The organism is Kitasatospora sp. NPDC001159 (genome assembly GCF_053598235.1).
Map to the genome: position 1 here is coordinate 1 of NZ_JBSFJV010000122.1, position 18,566 is coordinate 18,566.

The 18,566-nt window shown below is 74.1% G+C and carries 15 protein-coding genes and 1 pseudogene; 12 read left to right on the forward strand and 4 right to left on the reverse strand.

The annotated features are described in order from the left end of the window. The first annotated feature begins 859 nt into the window (after positions 1–859). Complete coding sequence (locus ACWC9T_RS36240) at positions 860–1,810, forward strand: tetratricopeptide repeat protein (protein WP_449825307.1); 951 nt, start codon at positions 860–862, stop codon at positions 1,808–1,810. Between the two features lie 75 nt (positions 1,811–1,885). Here the strand turns inward: ACWC9T_RS36240 and ACWC9T_RS36245 are convergent, their stop codons facing one another. Then, complete coding sequence (locus ACWC9T_RS36245) at positions 1,886–3,256, reverse strand: DUF1015 family protein (protein WP_449825297.1); 1,371 nt, start codon at positions 3,254–3,256, stop codon at positions 1,886–1,888. A 92-nt stretch (positions 3,257–3,348) separates the two neighbouring features. Between ACWC9T_RS36245 and ACWC9T_RS36250 the strand changes: the two genes are divergently transcribed. Both ACWC9T_RS36250 and ACWC9T_RS36255 read left to right on the forward strand, forming a co-directional pair. Continuing rightward, positions 3,349–3,933: a tetratricopeptide repeat protein gene (locus tag ACWC9T_RS36250; RefSeq protein WP_449825298.1), complete on the forward strand. Its 585-nt coding sequence runs from the start codon at positions 3,349–3,351 to the stop codon at positions 3,931–3,933. Positions 3,934–3,998: 65 nt separating this feature from the next. After that, positions 3,999–5,036 (forward strand): HAD-IIA family hydrolase, encoded by a 1,038-nt coding sequence (locus ACWC9T_RS36255; protein ID WP_449825299.1) that lies wholly within the window; start codon positions 3,999–4,001, stop codon positions 5,034–5,036. A 21-nt stretch (positions 5,037–5,057) separates the two neighbouring features. On the opposite strand, the gene ACWC9T_RS36260 is transcribed toward ACWC9T_RS36255, so the two are convergent. Continuing rightward, complete coding sequence (locus ACWC9T_RS36260; protein WP_449825300.1) at positions 5,058–5,405, reverse strand: SCP2 sterol-binding domain-containing protein; 348 nt, start codon at positions 5,403–5,405, stop codon at positions 5,058–5,060. Positions 5,406–5,565: 160 nt separating this feature from the next. Between ACWC9T_RS36260 and ACWC9T_RS36265 the strand changes: the two genes are divergently transcribed. The 4 genes from ACWC9T_RS36265 (at position 5,566) to ACWC9T_RS36280 (ending at position 8,456) form a co-directional block, all read left to right on the forward strand. Further along, entirely contained in the window at positions 5,566–6,432 is an 867-nt protein-coding gene (locus ACWC9T_RS36265; RefSeq protein WP_449825301.1) for a hypothetical protein, read from the forward strand. Next, positions 6,416–6,613, forward strand: a complete 198-nt coding sequence (locus ACWC9T_RS36270) for a hypothetical protein (RefSeq protein ID WP_449825302.1) — start codon at positions 6,416–6,418, stop codon at positions 6,611–6,613. Before ACWC9T_RS36265 ends, ACWC9T_RS36270 begins: the two co-directional genes overlap by 17 nt. 36 nt (positions 6,614–6,649) lie before the next feature. Next, positions 6,650–7,456, forward strand: coding sequence for a TlyA family RNA methyltransferase (locus tag ACWC9T_RS36275; protein ID WP_449825308.1), 807 nt, complete (start codon positions 6,650–6,652; stop codon positions 7,454–7,456). Positions 7,457–7,547: 91 nt separating this feature from the next. Further along, positions 7,548–8,456, forward strand: a complete 909-nt coding sequence (locus ACWC9T_RS36280) for an NAD kinase (protein ID WP_449825303.1) — start codon at positions 7,548–7,550, stop codon at positions 8,454–8,456. A gap of 19 nt (positions 8,457–8,475) precedes the next feature. On the opposite strand, the gene yczR is transcribed toward ACWC9T_RS36280, so the two are convergent. Next, positions 8,476–9,996: a MocR-like transcription factor YczR gene (gene yczR / locus ACWC9T_RS36285; protein ID WP_449825309.1), complete on the reverse strand. Its 1,521-nt coding sequence runs from the start codon at positions 9,994–9,996 to the stop codon at positions 8,476–8,478. Between the two features lie 209 nt (positions 9,997–10,205). Here yczR and yczE point away from each other — a divergent pair, with 209 nt between their 5' ends. From yczE to ACWC9T_RS36300, 3 genes are all read left to right on the forward strand, one after another. Continuing rightward, positions 10,206–10,838, forward strand: a complete 633-nt coding sequence (yczE, locus tag ACWC9T_RS36290) for a membrane protein YczE (protein WP_449825310.1) — start codon at positions 10,206–10,208, stop codon at positions 10,836–10,838. 88 nt (positions 10,839–10,926) lie between these two features. After that, a complete protein-coding gene (gene recN, locus ACWC9T_RS36295; RefSeq protein ID WP_449825311.1) occupies positions 10,927–12,660 on the forward strand; it encodes a DNA repair protein RecN in 1,734 nt (577 codons plus the stop codon). A gap of 236 nt (positions 12,661–12,896) precedes the next feature. After that, complete coding sequence (locus ACWC9T_RS36300; protein ID WP_449825304.1) at positions 12,897–14,075, forward strand: glycosyltransferase family 4 protein; 1,179 nt, start codon at positions 12,897–12,899, stop codon at positions 14,073–14,075. On the opposite strand, the gene ACWC9T_RS36305 is transcribed toward ACWC9T_RS36300, so the two are convergent. Next, positions 14,072–16,081 carry a glycoside hydrolase family 15 protein gene (locus ACWC9T_RS36305; protein WP_449825305.1) on the reverse strand — a complete coding sequence of 670 codons (2,010 nt, stop codon included), beginning with the start codon at positions 16,079–16,081 and terminating at the stop codon, positions 14,072–14,074. The two genes, ACWC9T_RS36300 and ACWC9T_RS36305, sit on opposite strands and share 4 nt — an antisense overlap. Positions 16,082–16,798: 717 nt before the next feature. Between ACWC9T_RS36305 and ACWC9T_RS36310 the strand changes: the two genes are divergently transcribed. Both ACWC9T_RS36310 and ACWC9T_RS36315 read left to right on the forward strand, forming a co-directional pair. Continuing rightward, the gene (locus tag ACWC9T_RS36310) at positions 16,799–18,478 is read left to right on the forward strand and encodes a CTP synthase (protein ID WP_449825306.1); all 1,680 of its coding nucleotides are present in this window, start codon (positions 16,799–16,801) and stop codon (positions 18,476–18,478) included. 15 nt (positions 18,479–18,493) lie between these two features. After that, positions 18,494–18,566: pseudogene (locus ACWC9T_RS36315) on the forward strand (hypothetical protein); the annotation flags it as partial.

Consider the following 18,566-nt stretch of genomic DNA (forward strand, 5'->3'; position numbering starts at 1 on the left):
GGGGCCCCGGTGGGGTGTGTTGGCCGCCGCCTTAAATTTATTCTCGGCCGGGGCCCCAGCGACTCGCTGGGGCCGCGGCCTTTTTGTGTTCTGCGAACGTGAACGAGGCCGGCAGGCCGGGACTTCCGCCCCGACGCGGACGCTTCCGGCATGTCGGACAATGGAGATGGTGCACGGCCAGGAGGCCGGCGCCGATACCGCGTGACGGCACTGGTGTTGATCGGTCCGCGGTGGAGTTGAAGCAGCAGAAGGAGTCACCAGGATGTCGAACCAGTCCCAGGACCGTCCCGAGCGTCGATCGGACGACGGCCGCGGCTACGAGCCCCGGTCCCGTGGGGGCTGGTCCAACGACCGTGGCGGCCCCCGCCGTGACGACCGCCCCTCGGGTGGTTTCCGTCGTGACGACCGTGATGACCGTCCGCGTCGTGACGACCGTCCGTACCGCGACCGCGATGACCGTGGCGGCTTCCGTCGCGACGACCGTCCGGCCGGTGGCGGCTTCCGTCGCGACGACCGCCCGAGTGGTTTCCGTCGTGACGACCGTGACGAGCGTCCGCGTCGTGACGACCGTCCGTACCGCGACCGCGATGACCGTGGCGGCTTCCGTCGCGACGACCGTCCGGCCGGTGGCGGCTTCCGTCGCGACGACCGCCCGAGTGGTTTCCGTCGTGACGACCGTGACGAGCGTCCGCGTCGTGACGACCGTCCGTACCGCGACCGCGATGACCGTGGTGGCTTCCGTCGCGACGACCGCCCCTCGGGTGGCTTCCGTCGTGACGACCGCCGGGACGACCGTGGCGGCGACCGCGGCCGTCGGGACTACGACGACCGCCGTGGCAACTACGAGCCGGTCAAGCGCCTGCCGATCCCGGAGGACGTCACTGGCTTCGAGCTGGACGCGGACGTCCGCCAGGAGCTCAAGAGCCTGCCCAAGACGCTCGCGGACGACGTCGCCCGCAACCTGGTGATGGTGGCCCGTCTGCTCGACGGCGAGGCGGAGGAGGCCTACCAGTACTCGCGCGTCGCGCTGCGGCTGGCCTCCCGCGTCGCCGCCGTCCGTGAGGCGGCCGGTTTCGCCTCCTACATGACGCAGCGTTACTCCGAGGCACTGACCGAGTTCCGCGCGGCCCGTCGGATGACCGGTCGCGCCGACCTGTGGCCGGTGATGGCCGACTGCGAGCGCGGTCTGGGCCGTCCGGAGCGTGCGCTGGCGATGGCCGGCGAGCCCGAGGTGAAGCAGCTGGACAAGGCCGGCCAGGTCGAGATGCGCCTGGTGGCGGCCGGTGCCCGCAGCGACATGGAGCAGTACGACGCCGCCGTCGTCACGCTGCAGAGCCCGGAGCTGGCCTCCAGCGCCGTGCACCCGTGGACCGCGCGGCTGCGGTACGCCTACGCCGAGGCACTGATCGCCGCCGGCCGTGGCGACGAGGCCCGCGAGTGGTTCGCCAAGGCCGCCGAGGCCGACACCGACGGTACGACCAACGCCTCCGAGCGCCTGGCCGAGATCGACGGCGTGGAGTTCACCGACGCGCTCGACCCGGAGCTGGCCGAGGACGAGGCCGACCAGGCCGAGGCCCCGGCGAAGAAGCGCGGCGGCGACATCGCCGACGACCGCGTGATCTTCGAGGACGAGGAGGACGTCGAGGAGTACTACGACGAGGACGACCTCGAGATCGACGAGGACTTCGACGGCGTGGTGCCCGAGCGTTCCCAGGGCGCCAAGGCCGAGGAGAAGCAGGCCGAGGACAAGCAGGCCGAGGACAAGCAGGCCGAGCAGGCCGAGGAAAGCAAGGGCGACGCCCAGAACTGAGCGCCCTGACCTGAAACACCGTGAGGCCCTGCCGTTCCCCGAAGGAGCGGCAGGGCCTCACGGCGTCCTGGACCGTCAGCCCAGGGCGAGGTTGCGCAGCACCAGCCCGGTGGCCGGCTTCGGCCCGAAGGAGGTGGACTTGCGCGGCATGGTGACGCCCTGTTCGGCCAGCCGCCGCACCACGCTCTCCCGGACCGGGTGCAGCAGGACGGCGGTGCCGCCGGTGCGGGCGGCCTCGCGCTCGGCGGCCGCGGCAGTGTGCAGGTAGCCGATGTCGTCCGGGCCGTCGGGGACGTGCCAGGTGTGGTCGAGCAGGGTGGCGTGCAGGACGGTGGCGTCCAGGTGGCGCCACTCCTCGGGTCGGTCGTGCGACACGGTCGCGTCGATCAGGGACTCCTCGGGCTCACTGAGCAGCCAGTAGACGCCGGCACCGCCGGTCAGCACGAAGCCGTTGCCGCCGTGCCGCTTCTGCTCGGCGAGCGCCTGGAGCGCGGCGGGCAGCGGGCCGGGGACCTCCTTGACCTTCCACTGGTCGCCGAGCTTCTCCAGCGCGTCGGCCACCGGCAGCCGGTACAGCACCCGGTGGATGGCCCGGACCCGCAACGGGTAGCGGGCGGTGTCCACCAGGAGCACCATGCCGCGGTCCCAGGGGCTGCGCGGCAGGTGGCGGTGCTCGCGCTGGAGCCGCAGGTACATCTCCCAGCGGTGGTGGCCGTCGGCGATCAGCGCCCGGCAGGTGGCCAGGTCGCGGCCGATCTCGGCGATCTCGGCCGGGTCGGTGACGGCCCACAGGCGGTGATGGGTGCCGTCGCTGGTGGCGGTGGAGAGCAGCGGCTCGTCCTCGACCGTCCGCTCGAGGACGCCGGAGGCGCCGCCGTCGCCCCGGTAGGTGAGCAGCAGCGGTTCCAGGTTGGCCCGGGTGGTGCGCATCAGGCCGACCCGGTCGGCGACCGGGCGGGGCATGACGTCCTCGTGCGGGAGGACGACGCCGGCCTCGGGCCCGCTGACGGCGAGGGCGCCGATCAGGCCGCGCTGGAGCAGCTCGGGGGAGTCGCCGGTGGCGGGCACCCGCTGCTCGTAGACGTAGATCGCGGGGACCGGGTCGGCGGCGAGCACGCCCTCGCGCTGCCAGGCGGCCAGCAGTCGGGCGGCGTGCCGGTACCTGGTGTCGCGGTCGGGGCGGTCGCCGGCGTCCTCGGGCTCGGGTCGGGGCAGGATCAGCCGGACCACGTTGTGCGGGTCGGCGGTCTCCAGGTCGAGTCGGCGCCCCGGGTCGACGACGTCGTACGGCGGGGACGTCACCGCGGCCAGCGCGCCGACCCGGTCAGGGACGTAGCGCAGTCCTCGGAAGGGGGACAGCGACAGGCCTGCGGTGGCGACGTGCCCGGGATCGCCGGGGCCGCCCTCGGGAGTCTCGACTCCGTCTTCTGCACTGGGTGCGCTCATTCTGGGCATGGTAACCGGGTAGACGTTGTTGAAAGATCTGAATACCCGTGCTGTTTTGTGGGGCGGGCGAGTGATCGAGGGCGAGGTACGGCATGGACGACCGGCACGGACGGGCGGACGGCGGCGGCCCGGGGGAGAGCGCGCCGGCGGGGGGCATCCCGGCCCAGGGGCGGCCCGGGGAGCCCACCGGGGACGTGTACGACTGGTTCCGCCGGGGCGCGAAGCTGCTGGCCCAGGGGCATCCGGCGGCCGCCGAGCAGTTGCTCGCCCGGGCGGCGGAGGCCGAGCCGCACTCGCGCAGCATCCGGGAGGCGCTGGCCCGCGCGCAGTTCGACGCCGGTTCGTACGCGGCGGCGCTGGAAAACTTCCGGGCCGTGGCACTGGCCGATCCGGCGGACGACTACGCTCAGTTCGGGTGGGGCGTCGCGGCGGCCCGGCTGGGCGACTTCGAGACGTCCGCCGAGCACCTGGCGCTGGCCGTGGCGATGCGGCCGGAGACCGACCACTACCGGGAGGCACTGCGGCAGACCCGGGCCACCCTGGCGGCCCGCGCCGGGGCGTTCGGCCCGCTACTGCCCGGGGTGCCGGCCAGCAGGAAAGATCGGGGCGGGGAGCCCGGAGCAGGTGCCGGGGAGCAGGCCGGGGGAGAGCCCGAGGGCGTCAACGACGACGCCTGAGCGGGCAGGTACGAGCAGTGCAGTTGGCGAACGCGGTGAACCGCAGTGAATGAGGTAGCACAGGCATGACCGAGACGGCCACCACCGTGCGACGGACCGCCCCCGGCGGCAGTGACAGCCCGCTGACCGAGACGTACGACACCGCGCTGCTGGACCTGGACGGCGTGGTCTACGCCGGCCCGTACGCGATCGAGCACGCGGTGGACTCGCTGGCGGCCGCCCGTACGGTCGGGATGCGGCTCGCGTACGTGACCAACAACGCCTCCCGCCCGCCGCGGGTGGTGGCGGAGCACCTGACCGAGCTGGGCGTGCCGGCCGAGCCGACGGACGTGATCAACTCGGCCCAGGCGGCCGCCCGGGTGGTCGCCGAGAAGGTGCCGGCCGGGTCGAAGGTGCTGGTCGTGGGCGGTCTGGGGCTGGAGGAGGCACTCGCCGAGCGCGGGCTGGTCGCGGTCCGCTCGCTGGACGAGAAGCCACTCGCCGTGGTCCAGGGCTTCGACCCGTCGGTGGGCTGGCCGCAGCTGGCGGAAGCCGCGTACGCGGTGCGCGGCGGGCTGCCGTGGGTGGCCTCGAACACCGACATGACCGTGCCGACGGCGCGCGGGATCGCGCCCGGCAACGGGACGCTGGTCGCGGCGGTCCGGGCGGCGGCCGGGGTGGAGCCGGAGGTGGCGGGCAAGCCGCTGCCGCCGATGCACCGGGAGACGGTGCTGCGGACCGGAGCCCGGCGGCCGCTGGTGGTCGGGGACCGGCTGGACACCGACATCGAGGGCGCGTTCAACGGCGGGGTGGACAGCCTGCTGGTGTTCACCGGTGTGACCACCCCGGCACAGCTGCTGGCGGCCCCGGTCGAGCACCGGCCGACCTACCTGGCGGCGGACCTGCGCGGCCTGCTGGTCCCGCACCCGGCGGCGACGGCCTGGGACGGCGGCTTCGGCTGCGGCGACTGGGTCGCCGCGGTCGAGGGCGGCGAGCTGAGGCTGACCGGTACCGGGGACCGCTGGGACGGCCTGCGGGCGCTGTGCGCGGCGGCGTGGACGGCGCTGGACGCGGACGGCGCTCCGGTGGACGGGCGGAAGGCGCTGGCCGGGCTCGGCTTCTGAGACCGGTGGACCGCGGAGCGGTCAGAGCAGGGTGCGCAGCCGCAGCAGGTCGCGGAAGCGGGCCTCCAGCTTCACCCGGCCGCTCGCCCAGGCGGAGGCGAAGTCGAGCTTGCCGCCGACGAGGGCGAGCAGGTCGTCGCTGGCCATGGTGAGCCGGATCTCCGCCTTCCCGGCGGGCGCGCCGGGCGCGACGACGACGTCGTGGATCCGGCCGTCGCTCAGCTGCCCCGTGAAGGTCAGGTCGAGGTCGGTGATCCGGCAACTGAGTGAGCGGTCGAGGGCGGCGGCCTTGCGGACGTCGCCGGTGGAGTCGGCCATGTTCCGGCTGAGCTGCTCCAGCGCCTCGCGGCACTCCTCGGCGTTCGCCATGGCGGTGGCTCCATCCCCAGGTCACTACGGTGCTCTGACTGCCGGGCCACGGTACCTCAGGAGGGTTTTGGCGGTAGCGTCGTCTGTGGGGTGCCCGGAAACGGCCCGGGTACCGACGGCGACGGAGCGATGCGCGCGTAGGCGCTAAGGAGGCACCCGGATGCTGCCGAGGACGGTGCGGGGAGCGGTGGCGGCCGCCGCCGTGGTGGTGGAGGAGGTCGGCAAGCGGGTCGTCGGGACGGCGGCCGCGATCCTGGAGAAGACCGGCGTCGACGTCGCCGAGGTCGAGCGCAAGCTCGGCGGGCAGTTCCCGCCGTCCGCCAAGACGCTGCAGACGCTGGCGGAGGAGGCGGTGACCGCCGGGCGGGCCGGGGTGGACCTGGCGGTCGGGGTGGCGCGCAACGAGGTGGAGAAGGCCTTCGAGAAGGTCGGCGACCAGGTGACCAAGGTCGGGGTGGTGCTGGCGTACCTGGAGAGCAAGCTGCGCGAGGTCGAGGAGGAGCCGGCCGCGGCCGAGTTCGGGCCGAACCCGTACGCGGCGGAGGAGCCAGCGCCGGCGCCGCGGGCCGACGACCTGTTCGGGCGCGGCTGGGAGTACGAGGACGAGCGTACGGCGGGCGAGCCGATAGTGGCTGAGCGGGTGGAGGTGGACGAGCCGGTCGAGGTCGATCCGCCGGTGCCGCCGGTGCGGCCGGCGGCGTTCGCCGTGTCGGCCGCCGAGCAACCGGCCGCCGAGCAACCGGCCGCCGAGGAGCCGACTGCCGGGGCGTCGGCGGCCGCGAAGGGTACGACGACGAAGAAGCCCGCGGTGAAGAAGACGACTGCCGCCAAGACCGGCGCGGCCAAGAAGACCAGCGCGGCGAAGAAGACCGCCGTCGCCAAGAAGGCCACGGTCAAGAAGACCGCCGCCGCGAAGCGGACGCAGGCGGACGGGCAGCCCAAGGCCCCCGCCAAGCGGACGGCGACGAAGAAGACCACCGTCCGCAAGGCCACCAGCACGAAGAAGCCCGATGCCCGAGACGAGTGAACCCAGTCCGGCGGTCGAGCCGCTCGGCGTCGAACTGCTGCCCACCGGGCACCCCGGGGTGGACGCCGGGCTGGCCCGGCTGGAGGCCTTGGACGGGGTCCCGGCCGAGGCACACGTCGCGGTGTACGAAGATGTTCACCAGCGGCTCGCCGACACGCTGGCCGCGCTCGACCAGGATTGATCCGCAGGACCCGTAGGAGCTGAAGCACCAGTGGCAGTGGCACGACGCCGACTCGACGCGGAGCTGGTCCGCCGCAAGCTGGCCCGGTCGCGTGAGCACGCGTCCGAGCTGATCGCGGCCGGCCGGGTGACCGTCGGCGGCACCACCGCGACCAAGCCGGCCACCCAGGTGGAGACCTCGGCGGCCGTCGTGGTGGCCAAGGACGACAACGACCCCGACTACGTCTCGCGCGGCGGCCACAAGCTCGCCGGGGCGTTCGCGGCCTTCGTGCCGCAGGGCCTGGTGGTCGAGGGCCGCCGGGCGCTGGACGCGGGCGCCTCCACCGGGGGCTTCACCGACGTGCTGCTGCGGGCCGGGGCCGCCCGCGTGCTGGCGGTGGACGTCGGTTACGGGCAGCTCGCCTGGTCGCTGCAGAGCGACGAGCGGGTCACCGTGATGGACCGCACCAATGTGCGCGAGCTGACCCTGGAGACGATCGGCGGCACCCCGGTCGACCTGGTGGTCGGCGATCTGTCCTTCATCTCGCTGGGCCTGGTGCTGCCGGCGCTGGCCGCCTGCGCGGCCGAGGACGCGGACCTGGTGCTGATGGTCAAGCCGCAGTTCGAGATCGGCAAGGAGCGGCTGGGCAGCGGCGGGGTGGTGCGCAGCCCGCAGCTGCGCGCCGAGATGGTGCGGCAGGTGGCGGGGCAGGCGTGGGAGCTCGGCCTGGGCGTGCGGGCGGTCACCGCGAGCCCCCTGCCGGGGCCGTCCGGGAACGTCGAGTACTTCCTCTGGATGCGCCGGGACGCCCCGCAGCTGGACCCCGCGGACGCGGACCGGGCCGTGGCGGAGGGGCCCCGGTAGGGTGCTTTGCGAGCGTCCGGCCCGTCATGCTGTATGGCGCGGCCGCACCGGGCCAAGGGCGACCCGGCAGGCGTAGGGAGAGGGCAGCGGCATGAGCGATGAAGAACGTACGGTCTTCCTGATCGCGCACACCGGCCGGGAGGCGGCGCTGCGCAGCGTCGAGGGCCTGGTGCACGGGCTGCTGAAGGCGGGGCTCCGGATCAGACTGCTGGAGGCCGAGGCGGTGGACCTCGACCTGCCGGACGGGGTCGAGAAGGTGGCCGAGGGGCCCGGGGCGGCGGACGGATGCGAGCTGATCCTGGTCGCCGGCGGGGACGGGACGCTGCTGCGCGGTGCGGAGCTGGCGCGCTCGCACGGACTGCCGATGCTGGGGATCAACCTCGGCCGGGTCGGCTTCCTTGCCGAGGCCGAGCGGGACGACCTGGCCGTGGTGGTCGAGCGGGTGGTGGACGCCGATTACGAGGTCGAGGAGCGGATGACGATCGACGTGATCGTCCGCACCAACGGCGATGTGGTCCACCAGGACTGGGCGTTGAACGAGGCGTCCATCGAGAAGGCCTCCCGGGAGCGGATGCTGGAGGTGGTGACCGAGGTGGACGGCCGCCCGGTCTCCAACTTCGGCTGCGACGGGGTGGTCTGCGCGACGCCGACCGGCTCGACCGCGTACGCGTTCTCCGGCGGCGGGCCGGTGGTGTGGCCGGAGGTGGAGGCGCTACTGATGGTGCCGATCTCCGCGCACGCGCTGTTCGCCCGGCCGCTGGTGACCTCGCCGGACTCGGTGCTGGCGGTCGAGGTACAGCCCAAGACCCCGCACGGGGTGCTCTGGTGCGACGGCCGGCGCTCGGTCGAACTGCCCGCCGGGGCGCGGGTGGAGGTGCGCAGGGGGCAGACGCCGGTGCGGCTGGCCAGACTGCACCGGGCGCCGTTCACCGACCGACTGGTGGCCAAGTTCGCGCTCCCGGTGACGGGTTGGCGCGGGCGGTCGAACACCAAGCGCTGAAGCGGCGGCTGGCGGACCGTCAGACGGCCAGCGGCTGGGCCTCGTCGGCCGAGCCGAGCCGGCCGCCCGCCGTCGCGCGGGCGGCCACCGCGGCGAGCCGCTCGACGGCGGCGGGCACCGTCGCGGCGGGCACGGTGAGCGGCAGCCGGATGTGGTGCTCGAAGGCGCCGTCAGAGCCGAACCGGTTGCCGGAGGCGATCCGGATCCCGGCCCGCTCCCCGGCCTGGGCCAGCGCAGCGCCGGACAGGCCGTCGGTGGACACCCACAGCGCCAGGCCGCCGGGCGGCATCGGGAAGCTCCAGCCGGGGAGGCGCTCGGGCAGCGCGGCGGCGAAGGCGCGGGCGGTGGCCCGCAGCCGGGCCAGCTGGTGGGTGCGGACGGCCCGGAGCGGCTCGCCCAACAGCTCGGCGGCGATCAGCTGGTCGAGCACCGGGGTGCCGACGTCGCTGTAGACCCGCTCGGTGGCCAGCCGGCGCACGAGCGCGGGCGCGGCCCGGACCCAGCCGATCCGCAGGCCGCCCCAGAGCAGCTTGCCGGCCGAGCCGACCGTGACCACCTGGGCGGAGCGGTCCAGCGCCGCCATCGGACGCGGCAGCGGCGTGGACTCCGGCACGCCCCAGCCGAGTTCGGCGGTGGTCTCGTCCACCAGCACCACGCTCCCGGCGGCCCGGGCCACGGCCAGCAGCTCGCGGCGCTGCTCCTCGCCGATCAGCGTGCCGGTCGGGTTGTGGAAGTCCGGGATGACGTACGTGACCCTGGGCGCGGCACCGCGCAACACCCGCTGCCACTCCTCCAGGTCCCATTGCCACTCGCCTGCTCGCCTCCGGGACTGCGGACCCCAGCTGTACGGCACCGGCACCAGGCGCGCCCCGGTGAGGCGCAGCGCCTGCAGGGTGTGGGCGTAGCTGGGCGCCTCGACGGCGACCCGGTCGCCGCGGCCGATCAGCACCCGCTGGACCAGGTGCAGGCCGCCCATCGCGCCGGTGGTGATGAGGATCTGGTCGGGAGTGGTGGGCAGGCCGCGCTCGGTGTAGCGGCGGGCGACGGCCTCGCGCAGCACCGGGACGCCGGTGGGGTAGTGGCCGTGCCCGGCGGCGTAGTGCGGCAGCAGTTCGACGGCCCGGGCGGCGGCCTGCGCGAGCCAGGGCTGCGGGGCGGGCAGGGCGGCGACGCCGAGGTCCAGGGTGCTGCCCTGCTCGTCCGGCGGGACGGGGTGCAGCGCGTCGCTGGGCGGCGGGGCGCCCTCGGGCAGGGTGGTCCAGCTGCCGGCTCCGCGCCGGCTGAGCAGGTAGCCGTCGCCGCGCAGGGCCTCGTACGCGGTGGCGACGGTGGTGCGGCTGAGTTCCAGGGCGGAGGCGAGTTCGCGTTCGGCGGGCAGCCGGGCGCCGACCGGCAGTCGGCCCTCGGTGACCAGCAGCCGGATCTGCCCGGCCAGGGTGCGGTAGGCGGGGCGGCGCGAGGTGGCCGGTTCGGGGAGCCGGGCGGTGGCGAGCAGCCGGGCCAGTGCGGGCGGGGTGACGGTGGTGTGCCAGTCGGCCATGGCGCTCATCAGTCCACTCGCTCGGAATTGGCCCTGTCGGGGCCTCGTTTGGCCTGTTCATCATGGCAGGGCGGCCGTTGCGCCGCCACCACCGGGGGCCGCCCCGGGGTGCGGCACCACCCGCAGGAGCAGCATTGGCCACCACGACCCAGACCGCGACCCCTTCCCCGCCCGCCCCCGAGCCGACCCGGCCGGGTCTCGCCGTCCGGATCCTCGGCGACACCCATGCGCTGGGCCGCCGGCTCCCGCCGCTGGTCGTCGGCCTGGGCCTGTACGGCGCGAGCATGGCGCTGATGCTCCGTTCCGGGCTCGGCCTGGACCCCTGGGACGTCTTCCACCAGGGCCTGCAGCGGGTGCTCGGCCTCACCGTGGGCGCCTGGGTGACCATCTGCGGCGCCCTGGTGCTACTGCTGTGGATGCCGCTGCGCCAGCGCCCGGGCCTGGGCACCGTCGCCAATGTGCTGATGATCGGCGCGGGCATGGACCTCACCCTGAAGCTGGTCTCCGGCCCCGAGGGCCTGCCCGCCCGGATCGCGCTGATGGCCACCGCGATCGTGCTCAACGGCCTGGCCTCCGGCCTCTACATCGGGGCCCGCTTCGGCCCCGGCCCGCGCGACGGCCTGATGACCGGCCTGCACCGGCGCACCGGGCGCTCGCTGCGGCTGGTCCGCACCGGCATCGAGGTCATCGTGCTGGCGGCCGGCGTCCTGCTCGGCGGCACCGCCGGGGTCGGCACGGTCGCGTACGCGCTGGCCATCGGCCCGCTGGTGCAGCTGTTCCTGCCCTGGTGCACCGCGCCGGGCCCTGGGGTGAGCCCGTCGCAAACGTCCCGGAAGGGATGAACTTCCGGGCCCGGAGTTGCCGCGCGCCGTTGCCGCTCGTCGCGCTCCGGGGGCGGAACCTCGTAAGGTCGTCTCCGTGTTGGACGAGATGCGGATACGGGATCTTGGGGTCATCGACGACGCGGTGGTCGAGCTGGCCCCCGGCTTCACCGCCGTGACCGGTGAGACCGGCGCTGGCAAGACCATGGTCGTGACCAGCCTCGGCCTGCTGCTCGGCGGCCGCGCCGACCCGGGCCTGGTGCGCAACGGCTCCGGCCGCGCCGTCGTGGAGGGCCGGCTGGAACTGCCCACCGACTCCCCGGTGGCGGCCCGTGCCGTCGAGGCCGGGGCGGAACTGGACGACGGTGCCCTGCTGATCAGCCGGACCGTCTCCGCCGAGGGCCGCTCCCGGGCCTACGTCGGCGGGCGGGCCGTCCCGGTCGGGCTGCTCGCCGAGCTCGGCGAGGACCTGATCGCGGTGCACGGCCAGACCGACCAGCAGCGGCTGCTGCGCCCGGCCCGCCAGCGCGGCGCGCTGGACCGCTACGCGGGCGAGGCGGTGGCCGAGCCGCTGGCCCGCTACCGGGAGACCTACCGCGCCCTGCGCGAGGTCTCGGCCACCCTGGAGGAGCTGACCACCCGGGCCCGCGAGCGCGCCCAGGAGGCCGACCTGCTGCGCTTCGGCCTGGACGAGATCGCCGCCGCCGAGCCGGTGGCCGGGGAGGACGTCGAGCTGGCCGCGGAGGCCGAGCGGCTCGGCCACGCCGACGCGCTGTCCTCCGCCGCGACCCTCGCCCACGCCGCCCTGGCCGGCGACCCGGCCGACCCGGAGGCGGTGGACGCGGGTACCCTGCTCGCCCAGTCCCGCCGCGCGGTGGACGCCGTGCGCCACCACGACGAGCGGCTGGCCGCCCTGGCGGACCGGCTGAACGAGGTCGGCTACCTGCTGGCCGACGTGGCCGGGGACCTGGCCGGCTACGCCGACGACCTGGACGCCGACCCGGTGCGCCTGGCCGCCGTCGAGGACCGGCGGGCCGTGCTGGCCCAGCTGCTGCGCAAGTACGGCGGCGAGGAGAACACCCTCGCCGAGGTGATCGCCTGGGCCGAGGCCGGGTCCGTCCGGCTCGCCGAGCTCGACGGCGACGACGACCGGATCGACCAGCTCGGCGCCCAGGAGACCGAGCTGCGGGCCGAGTTGGCCGAGCTCGCGGCTGAGGTGTCGGCCGCCCGGCAGGCCGCCGCCGGCCGCTTCGCCGAGGCCGTCTCCGCCGAACTCGCCGAACTGGCCATGCCGCACGCCCGGGTGACCTTCTCGATCACCCAGGTCGACGACCTGGCCGGGATCGAGGTCGACGGCCGTACCGTCGCGTACGGGCCGCACGGCGTGGACGAGGTCGAGGTGCTGCTCGCCCCGCACCCGGGCGCCCAGCCGCGCCCGATCGCCAAGGGCGCCTCGGGCGGTGAGCTGTCCCGAGTGATGCTCGCCGTCGAGGTGGTCTTCGCGGGCGCCGACCCCGTCCCCACCTATCTGTTCGACGAGGTCGACGCGGGCGTCGGCGGCAAGGCCGCGGTCGAGATCGGCCGCCGACTGGCCAAACTGGCCGAATCCGCCCAGGTCGTGGTGGTCACCCACCTCCCGCAGGTCGCCGCCTTCGCGGACCGGCACCTGGTGGTGGAGAAGACCAATGACGGCACCGTGACCCGCTCCGGCGTCAAGGTGCTGAACGACGGGGAGCGGGTGCGCGAACTCTCCCGGATGCTGGCCGGCCTGGAGGACTCGGAGCTGGGCCGCGCCCACGCCGAGGAGCTGCTGGCCACCGCCCGGGCCCCGCGCCAGCGTTAGGGCCGCGGCCCGGTGGGTTTGGTCGGATCAGCCCCGGCAAGGACCCGCCGGACAGGCCCTGAGGCCCCTCCGCCGGGTCCGGCGGCCCTCACGGCACGACGACGCGCCCCCGTGGCGTCGACTGTCCAAGAGGGCCGCCGACCTGGCATGGTGGCGGCTGGACACTGGCTTTCCAGTCCCGAGCGCCGCCGGGCGGGCAACCCTCGCGAAGCGGCGCGCGAACCTGATCGAGTCGGATGCGAGACGACGTGGACCATTCCGCCGCCCGGGCCACCGCGGCCGCCCCGGAACCGGGGCAGCTGCACGTGGTACTCGTCCTGGCCGCCAGCACCGGCGGCATCGGTGCGCACGTGCGCTCCCTGGCCCAGGGCCTGGTCGCGCACGGGGTGACCGTCACGGTCTGCGCGCCGGCCGGCACGGACGCGCTGTTCGGCTTCTCCCGCACCGGCGCCCGGTTCCACACCGTCGACATCACCCCCACCGCGGGCGCCCGCAGCGACGCCACCGCGATCGGCGAGCTGCGCCGGGCCTTCACCGGCGCCGACGTGGTGCACGCCCACGGACTGCGCGCCGGGCTGCTCTCCGACCTCGCGCTGCGTACCGCCGGCCGCTTCCCGGGCCTGCGCCCGGAGACCCCGCTGGTGGTCACCTCGCACCACGCGCTGCTGGCCACCGGCATGGAGCGCCGCCTGCAGCGGCTGATGGAGCGCCGGGTGGCGCGCGCGGCCGACCTCGTCCTCGGCGCCTCCTCCGACCTGGTCGCCCGGGCCCGCGAACTGGGCGCCACCGACGCCCGGCTGGGCCCGGTGGCCGCCCCGCCGATGCCCGAGGGCCGGCTCGGCCGCCCCGAGGCGCGCGCCGCGCTGTTCGGCGACGGTCCGGACCGCCCGCTGGTGCTGGCGGTCGGCCGACTCGTCCCGCAGAAGGCCTTCGGGGTGCTGCTGGACGCCACCCGGGAGCTGTCCGCGCTGGACCCGGAGCCGTTGGTGCTGCTCGCCGGGGACGGTCCGGAGGCGGGCCCGCTGCGCGAGCGGGTGGCGGCGGAGAAGCTGCCGGTGCGCCTGCTCGGCCACCGCACGGACGTGCCCGACCTGTTGGCCGCCGCCGACGTGGTGGTGGTCTCCAGCCGCTGGGAGGCCCGTTCGCTGGTGGTCCAGGAGGCGATGCGGGCCGGTGTGCCGGTGGTCGCCACCGCCGTCGGCGGCATCCCCGAACTGGTCGGCGACGCCGCCGTGCTGGTGCCCCCGGGCGATCCGGCGGCGATCGGACGGGCGGTGTGCGAGTTGCTGGCCGACCCCGCCGGCCGCGAGCAGCTGGTGGCGGCCGCCCGGCAGCAGGCCGAGACCTGGCCGGACGAGGCCGCCACCGTCGCCCAGGTGCTCAGCACCTACGACGAGTTGGTGCAGCGGCCCTAGACGGTCGCCTGTTCGACCCGGTCGGAGGCCGGGCCGTCGGGCTGGGCCGACAGGTAGGCGGCGCCGCAGGCGGTCAGCCGCAGCGCGGTGTCGATCAGCGGGACGTGGCTGAAGGCCTGCGGGAAGTTGCCGACCTGGCGCTTGAGCCGCGGGTCCCACTCCTCGGCGAGCAGCCCGAGGTCGTTGCGCAGCGACAGCAGCCGGTCGAACAGCTCGCGGGCCTCCTGCACCCGGCCGATCATGGCCAGGTCGTCGGCCAGCCAGAACGAGCAGGCCAGGAAGGCGCCTTCGTGGCCGGACAGGCCGTCCACGTTGTTCCCCGTCTCGTCGTGGGTCGGATAGCGCAGCACGAAGCCGTCCTCGGTGGACAGTTCGCGCTGGATCGCCTCGATGGTGCCGATCACCCGCTTGTCATCCGGCGGCAGGAAGCCCACCTGCGGGATGAGCAGCAGCGAGGCATCGAGCTCCTGGCCGCCGTAGTACTGGGTGAAGGTGTTGCGCTCGGGGTCGTAGCCCTTCTCGCAGACGTCCCGGTGGATGGTCTCGCGCAGTTCGCGCCAGCGCTGCAGGTGGCCGTCGGAGGGGGCGTCCTCGGGGGTCTGCTCCAGCAGCTTGATGGTGCGGTCGACGGCGACCCAGGCCATCACTTTCGAGTGGACGAAGTGCCGGCGCGGTCCGCGGACCTCCCAGATGCCCTCGTCCGGGTTCTGCCAGTGCTCCTCCAGGTACTCGATCAGGCGCAGCTGGAGGTGGAGGGCGTGGTCGTTGCGGACCAGGCCGGTCATGTGGGCCAGGTGCAGGGCCTCCACCACCTCGCCGTAGACGTCGAGCTGGAGCTGACCGGCGGCGCCGTTGCCGACCCGGACGGGCTGGGAGCCCTCGTAGCCGGGCAGCCAGTCCAGCGAGGACTCGGTGAGCTCGCGCTCGCCCGCGATGCCGTACATGATCTGCAGGTTCTCCGGGTCGCCGGCGACCGCGCGCAGCAGCCACTCGCGCCAGGCGCGGGCCTCCTCGCGGTAGCCGGTGCGCAGCAGCGAGGAGAGGGTGATCGCGGCGTCGCGCAGCCAGGTGTAGCGGTAGTCCCAGTTGCGCTCGCCGCCGATGTCCTCCGGCAGGGAGGTGGTGGGGGCGGCGACGATGCCGCCGGTGGGGGCGTAGGTGAGGCCCTTGAGGGTGATCAGCGAGCGGATCACGGCCTCGCGGTAGGGGCCCTGGTAGGTGCACTGGTCGGCCCACTCGTGCCAGAAGTCGGCGGTGGCGTCGAGCATCGCCTCGGCGTCCGGGACGGCGGGCGGGTCCAGGTGGGAGGCCTGCCAGGTGAGGGCGAAGGCGATCCGCTCGCCGGCGTTGACGGTGAAGTCGGCGTAGGTGGTGAGGTTGCGCCCGTAGGTCTCGGCCTCGCCGTCCAGCCAGACCGAGTCGGGCCCGGCGACGGCGACGGTGCGGTGGACGCCGTCGGCCTGCTCGACCCGGTGCACCCACGGGACGATCCGGCCGTAGGAGAAGCGCATCCGCAGCGCCGAGCGCATCCGCACGGTGCCGGCCACGCCCTCGACGATCCGGATCACCTGGGGGACGGCGTCGCGGCCGGCCAGCGGGCGGGGCGGCATGAAGTCGATCACCCGGACGGTGCCGCCCTGGGCGTCCCACTCCTGCTCCAGGACCAGTGAGTCGCCCCGGTAGCGACGCCGGTCGGCGGGCAGGGCGGGGGCGGACGCGGTGGGCGGGGGGACGCGCAGGTCGGCGGTGTCGGTGAAGCGGGCCCGGTCTGCGGCCGTGGCGGGTGCGTCGCTGGGGGCCGGGGCAGGAACGGGGAGCTCGGTCACGACGGCTTCGGCCGGGCCGATCCGCCAGAAGCCGTGTTCATCGGTGCCGAGCAGGCCGGCGAACACGGCCGGCGAGTCGAAGCGGGGAAGGCAGAGCCAGTCCACCGCCCCGTCCCTGCTGACCAGGGCGGCGGTCTGCATGTCCCCGATGAGTGCGTAGTCCTCGATACGGCCGGCCACGTGGATCTCCAGTTCGCAATGTGGTCAGGGCATCGGCGAACGAGGGAGCGAGCGGTCTGCGGGGCCGGGGCTCCATCCCGGGACGTCCGGCCCGCCGGGGGTGGTGGCGGGCCTTGCTGGAGTGTCCGCGCGGGGCTCGGTCGAGCCCCTGAGGTGGGTGGGGAGGAGCTGGAATACGGGGAGGTCCGGTCGCGCATCGGGGACCGGGAGTGTCCTGACCTCCCACGCCCTCCGCGTGCTCGTGCTGTCGGCGATGCGTCCGTGCAGCTTACGACGGACGAAAGGGGCGAAGCACGCGGACGCAGCCTCGTGTGGCGCCGCAATTCGGCGGAAATGCCGTGCATCGCGTGGGACCGGCGCAGGATGGTCCGGAAGGATCACCTCCGGGTGGTCGTAACGGAGGGGCTGGCATGGTCCGGACGGAGACCGCGGGCTGGCCCGGTCCGGCCGGTGGTGCGACCGGTGTGACTCGTGCGGCGTATGGTGCGCCGGTGGTGCGCCCGGCGCACGCCCCCGGGGTGCCGCGCGCGGGCCGAAAGGCGTCCCGGTCAGGTCACTGATACCCTGGTATCCCGTGGACCGGCGGGATCAAACGCCCCGGACCAGCCGAACCGACGACCCTTCGAGCGCCGAGCACCTGCTGGCGTCCCGTCGCCCGGCGAGCCGCGAGCCTCCCGCCCACGTCACTTTCGACACGCGACCCACGGGAGCCCCCTCTTGGCACAGCCCCATTCCGGCAAGGCAGCGAACGGCCGCGCCGTGACGACCAAGCACCTCTTCGTCACCGGGGGTGTCGCCTCTTCGCTCGGCAAGGGGCTCACCGCCTCCAGCCTCGGCGCGCTACTCAAGGCCCGCGGCCTGCGCGTGACGATGCAGAAGCTCGACCCGTATCTCAACGTGGACCCGGGCACCATGAACCCGTTCCAGCACGGTGAGGTCTTCGTCACCGACGACGGCGCCGAGACGGATCTGGACATCGGCCACTACGAGCGGTTCCTGGACACCAACCTGCACGGCTCGGCGAACGTCACCACCGGCCAGGTGTACTCGACCGTCATCGCCAAGGAGCGTCGCGGCGAGTACCTGGGCGACACCGTCCAGGTCATCCCGCACATCACCAACGAGATCAAGTCCCGGATCCGCCGGATGGCGACCGAGGACGTCGACGTGGTGATCACCGAGGTCGGCGGCACCGTCGGCGACATCGAGTCGCTGCCGTTCCTGGAGGCCGTCCGCCAGGTCCGCCACGAGGTCGGCCGGGACAACGTGTTCTTCGTGCACGTCTCCCTGCTGCCGTACATCGGCCCCTCGGGCGAGCTGAAGACCAAGCCCACCCAGCACTCCGTCGCCGCCCTGCGCAACATCGGCATCCAGCCGGACGCCATCGTGCTGCGCGCCGACCGCGAGGTCCCGCAGGCGATCAAGCGCAAGATCTCGCTGATGTGCGACGTGGACGAGGAGGCCGTGGTCGCGGCCATCGACGCCAAGTCGATCTACGACATCCCCAAGGTGCTGCACGGCGAGGGCCTGGACGCCTACGTGGTGCGCCGCCTCGACCTGCCGTTCCGCGACGTGGACTGGACCACCTGGGACGACCTGCTGCGCCGCGTCCACGAGCCGCAGCACATCGTCAAGGTCGCCCTGGTCGGCAAGTACATCGACCTGCCGGACGCCTACCTGTCGGTGACCGAGGCGCTGCGCGCCGGCGGCTTCGCCAACAACGCCCGGGTCGAGATCAAGTGGGTCACCTCGGACGACTGCGAGACCCCCGAGGGCGCCCGGGCGCACCTCGGCGACGTGGACGCGATCTGCATCCCCGGCGGCTTCGGCGACCGCGGCGTCAACGGCAAGGTCGGCGCGATCACCTACGCCCGCGAGAACAAGATCCCGCTGCTGGGCCTGTGCCTGGGCCTGCAGTGCGTGGTCATCGAGGCGGCCCGCAACCTGGCCGGCCTGCCCGAGGCCAACTCCACCGAGTTCGACGCCGCCGCCAAGCACCCGGTCATCTCCACCATGGCCGAGCAGCTGGCCATCGTCGACGGCAAGGGCGACCTGGGCGGCACCATGCGCCTGGGCCTGTACCCGGCCAAGCTCGCCGAGGGCTCGATCGTCCGCGAGGTCTACGGCGGCGAGCAGTACGTCGAGGAGCGCCACCGCCACCGCTACGAGGTCAACAACGCCTACCGCGCGGACCTGGAGAAGACCGGCCTGCAGTTCTCCGGCCTCTCGCCCAAGGGTGACCTGGTCGAGTACGTCGAGTACCCGCGCGAGGTGCACCCGTACCTGGTGGCCACCCAGGCCCACCCGGAGCTGAAGTCCCGCCCGACCCGCCCGCACCCGCTGTTCGCGGGCCTGGTCAAGGCCGCCATCGACATCAAGACCGCGGCCTCCGAGTAATCCCCGGTCGTTCACCCCCCGTTCCCGGTGTTCGCCCGGGCCTCGTTCGGGCTGCGCGGGGCCAACCTGCCCGCACTGATCCGGGCGG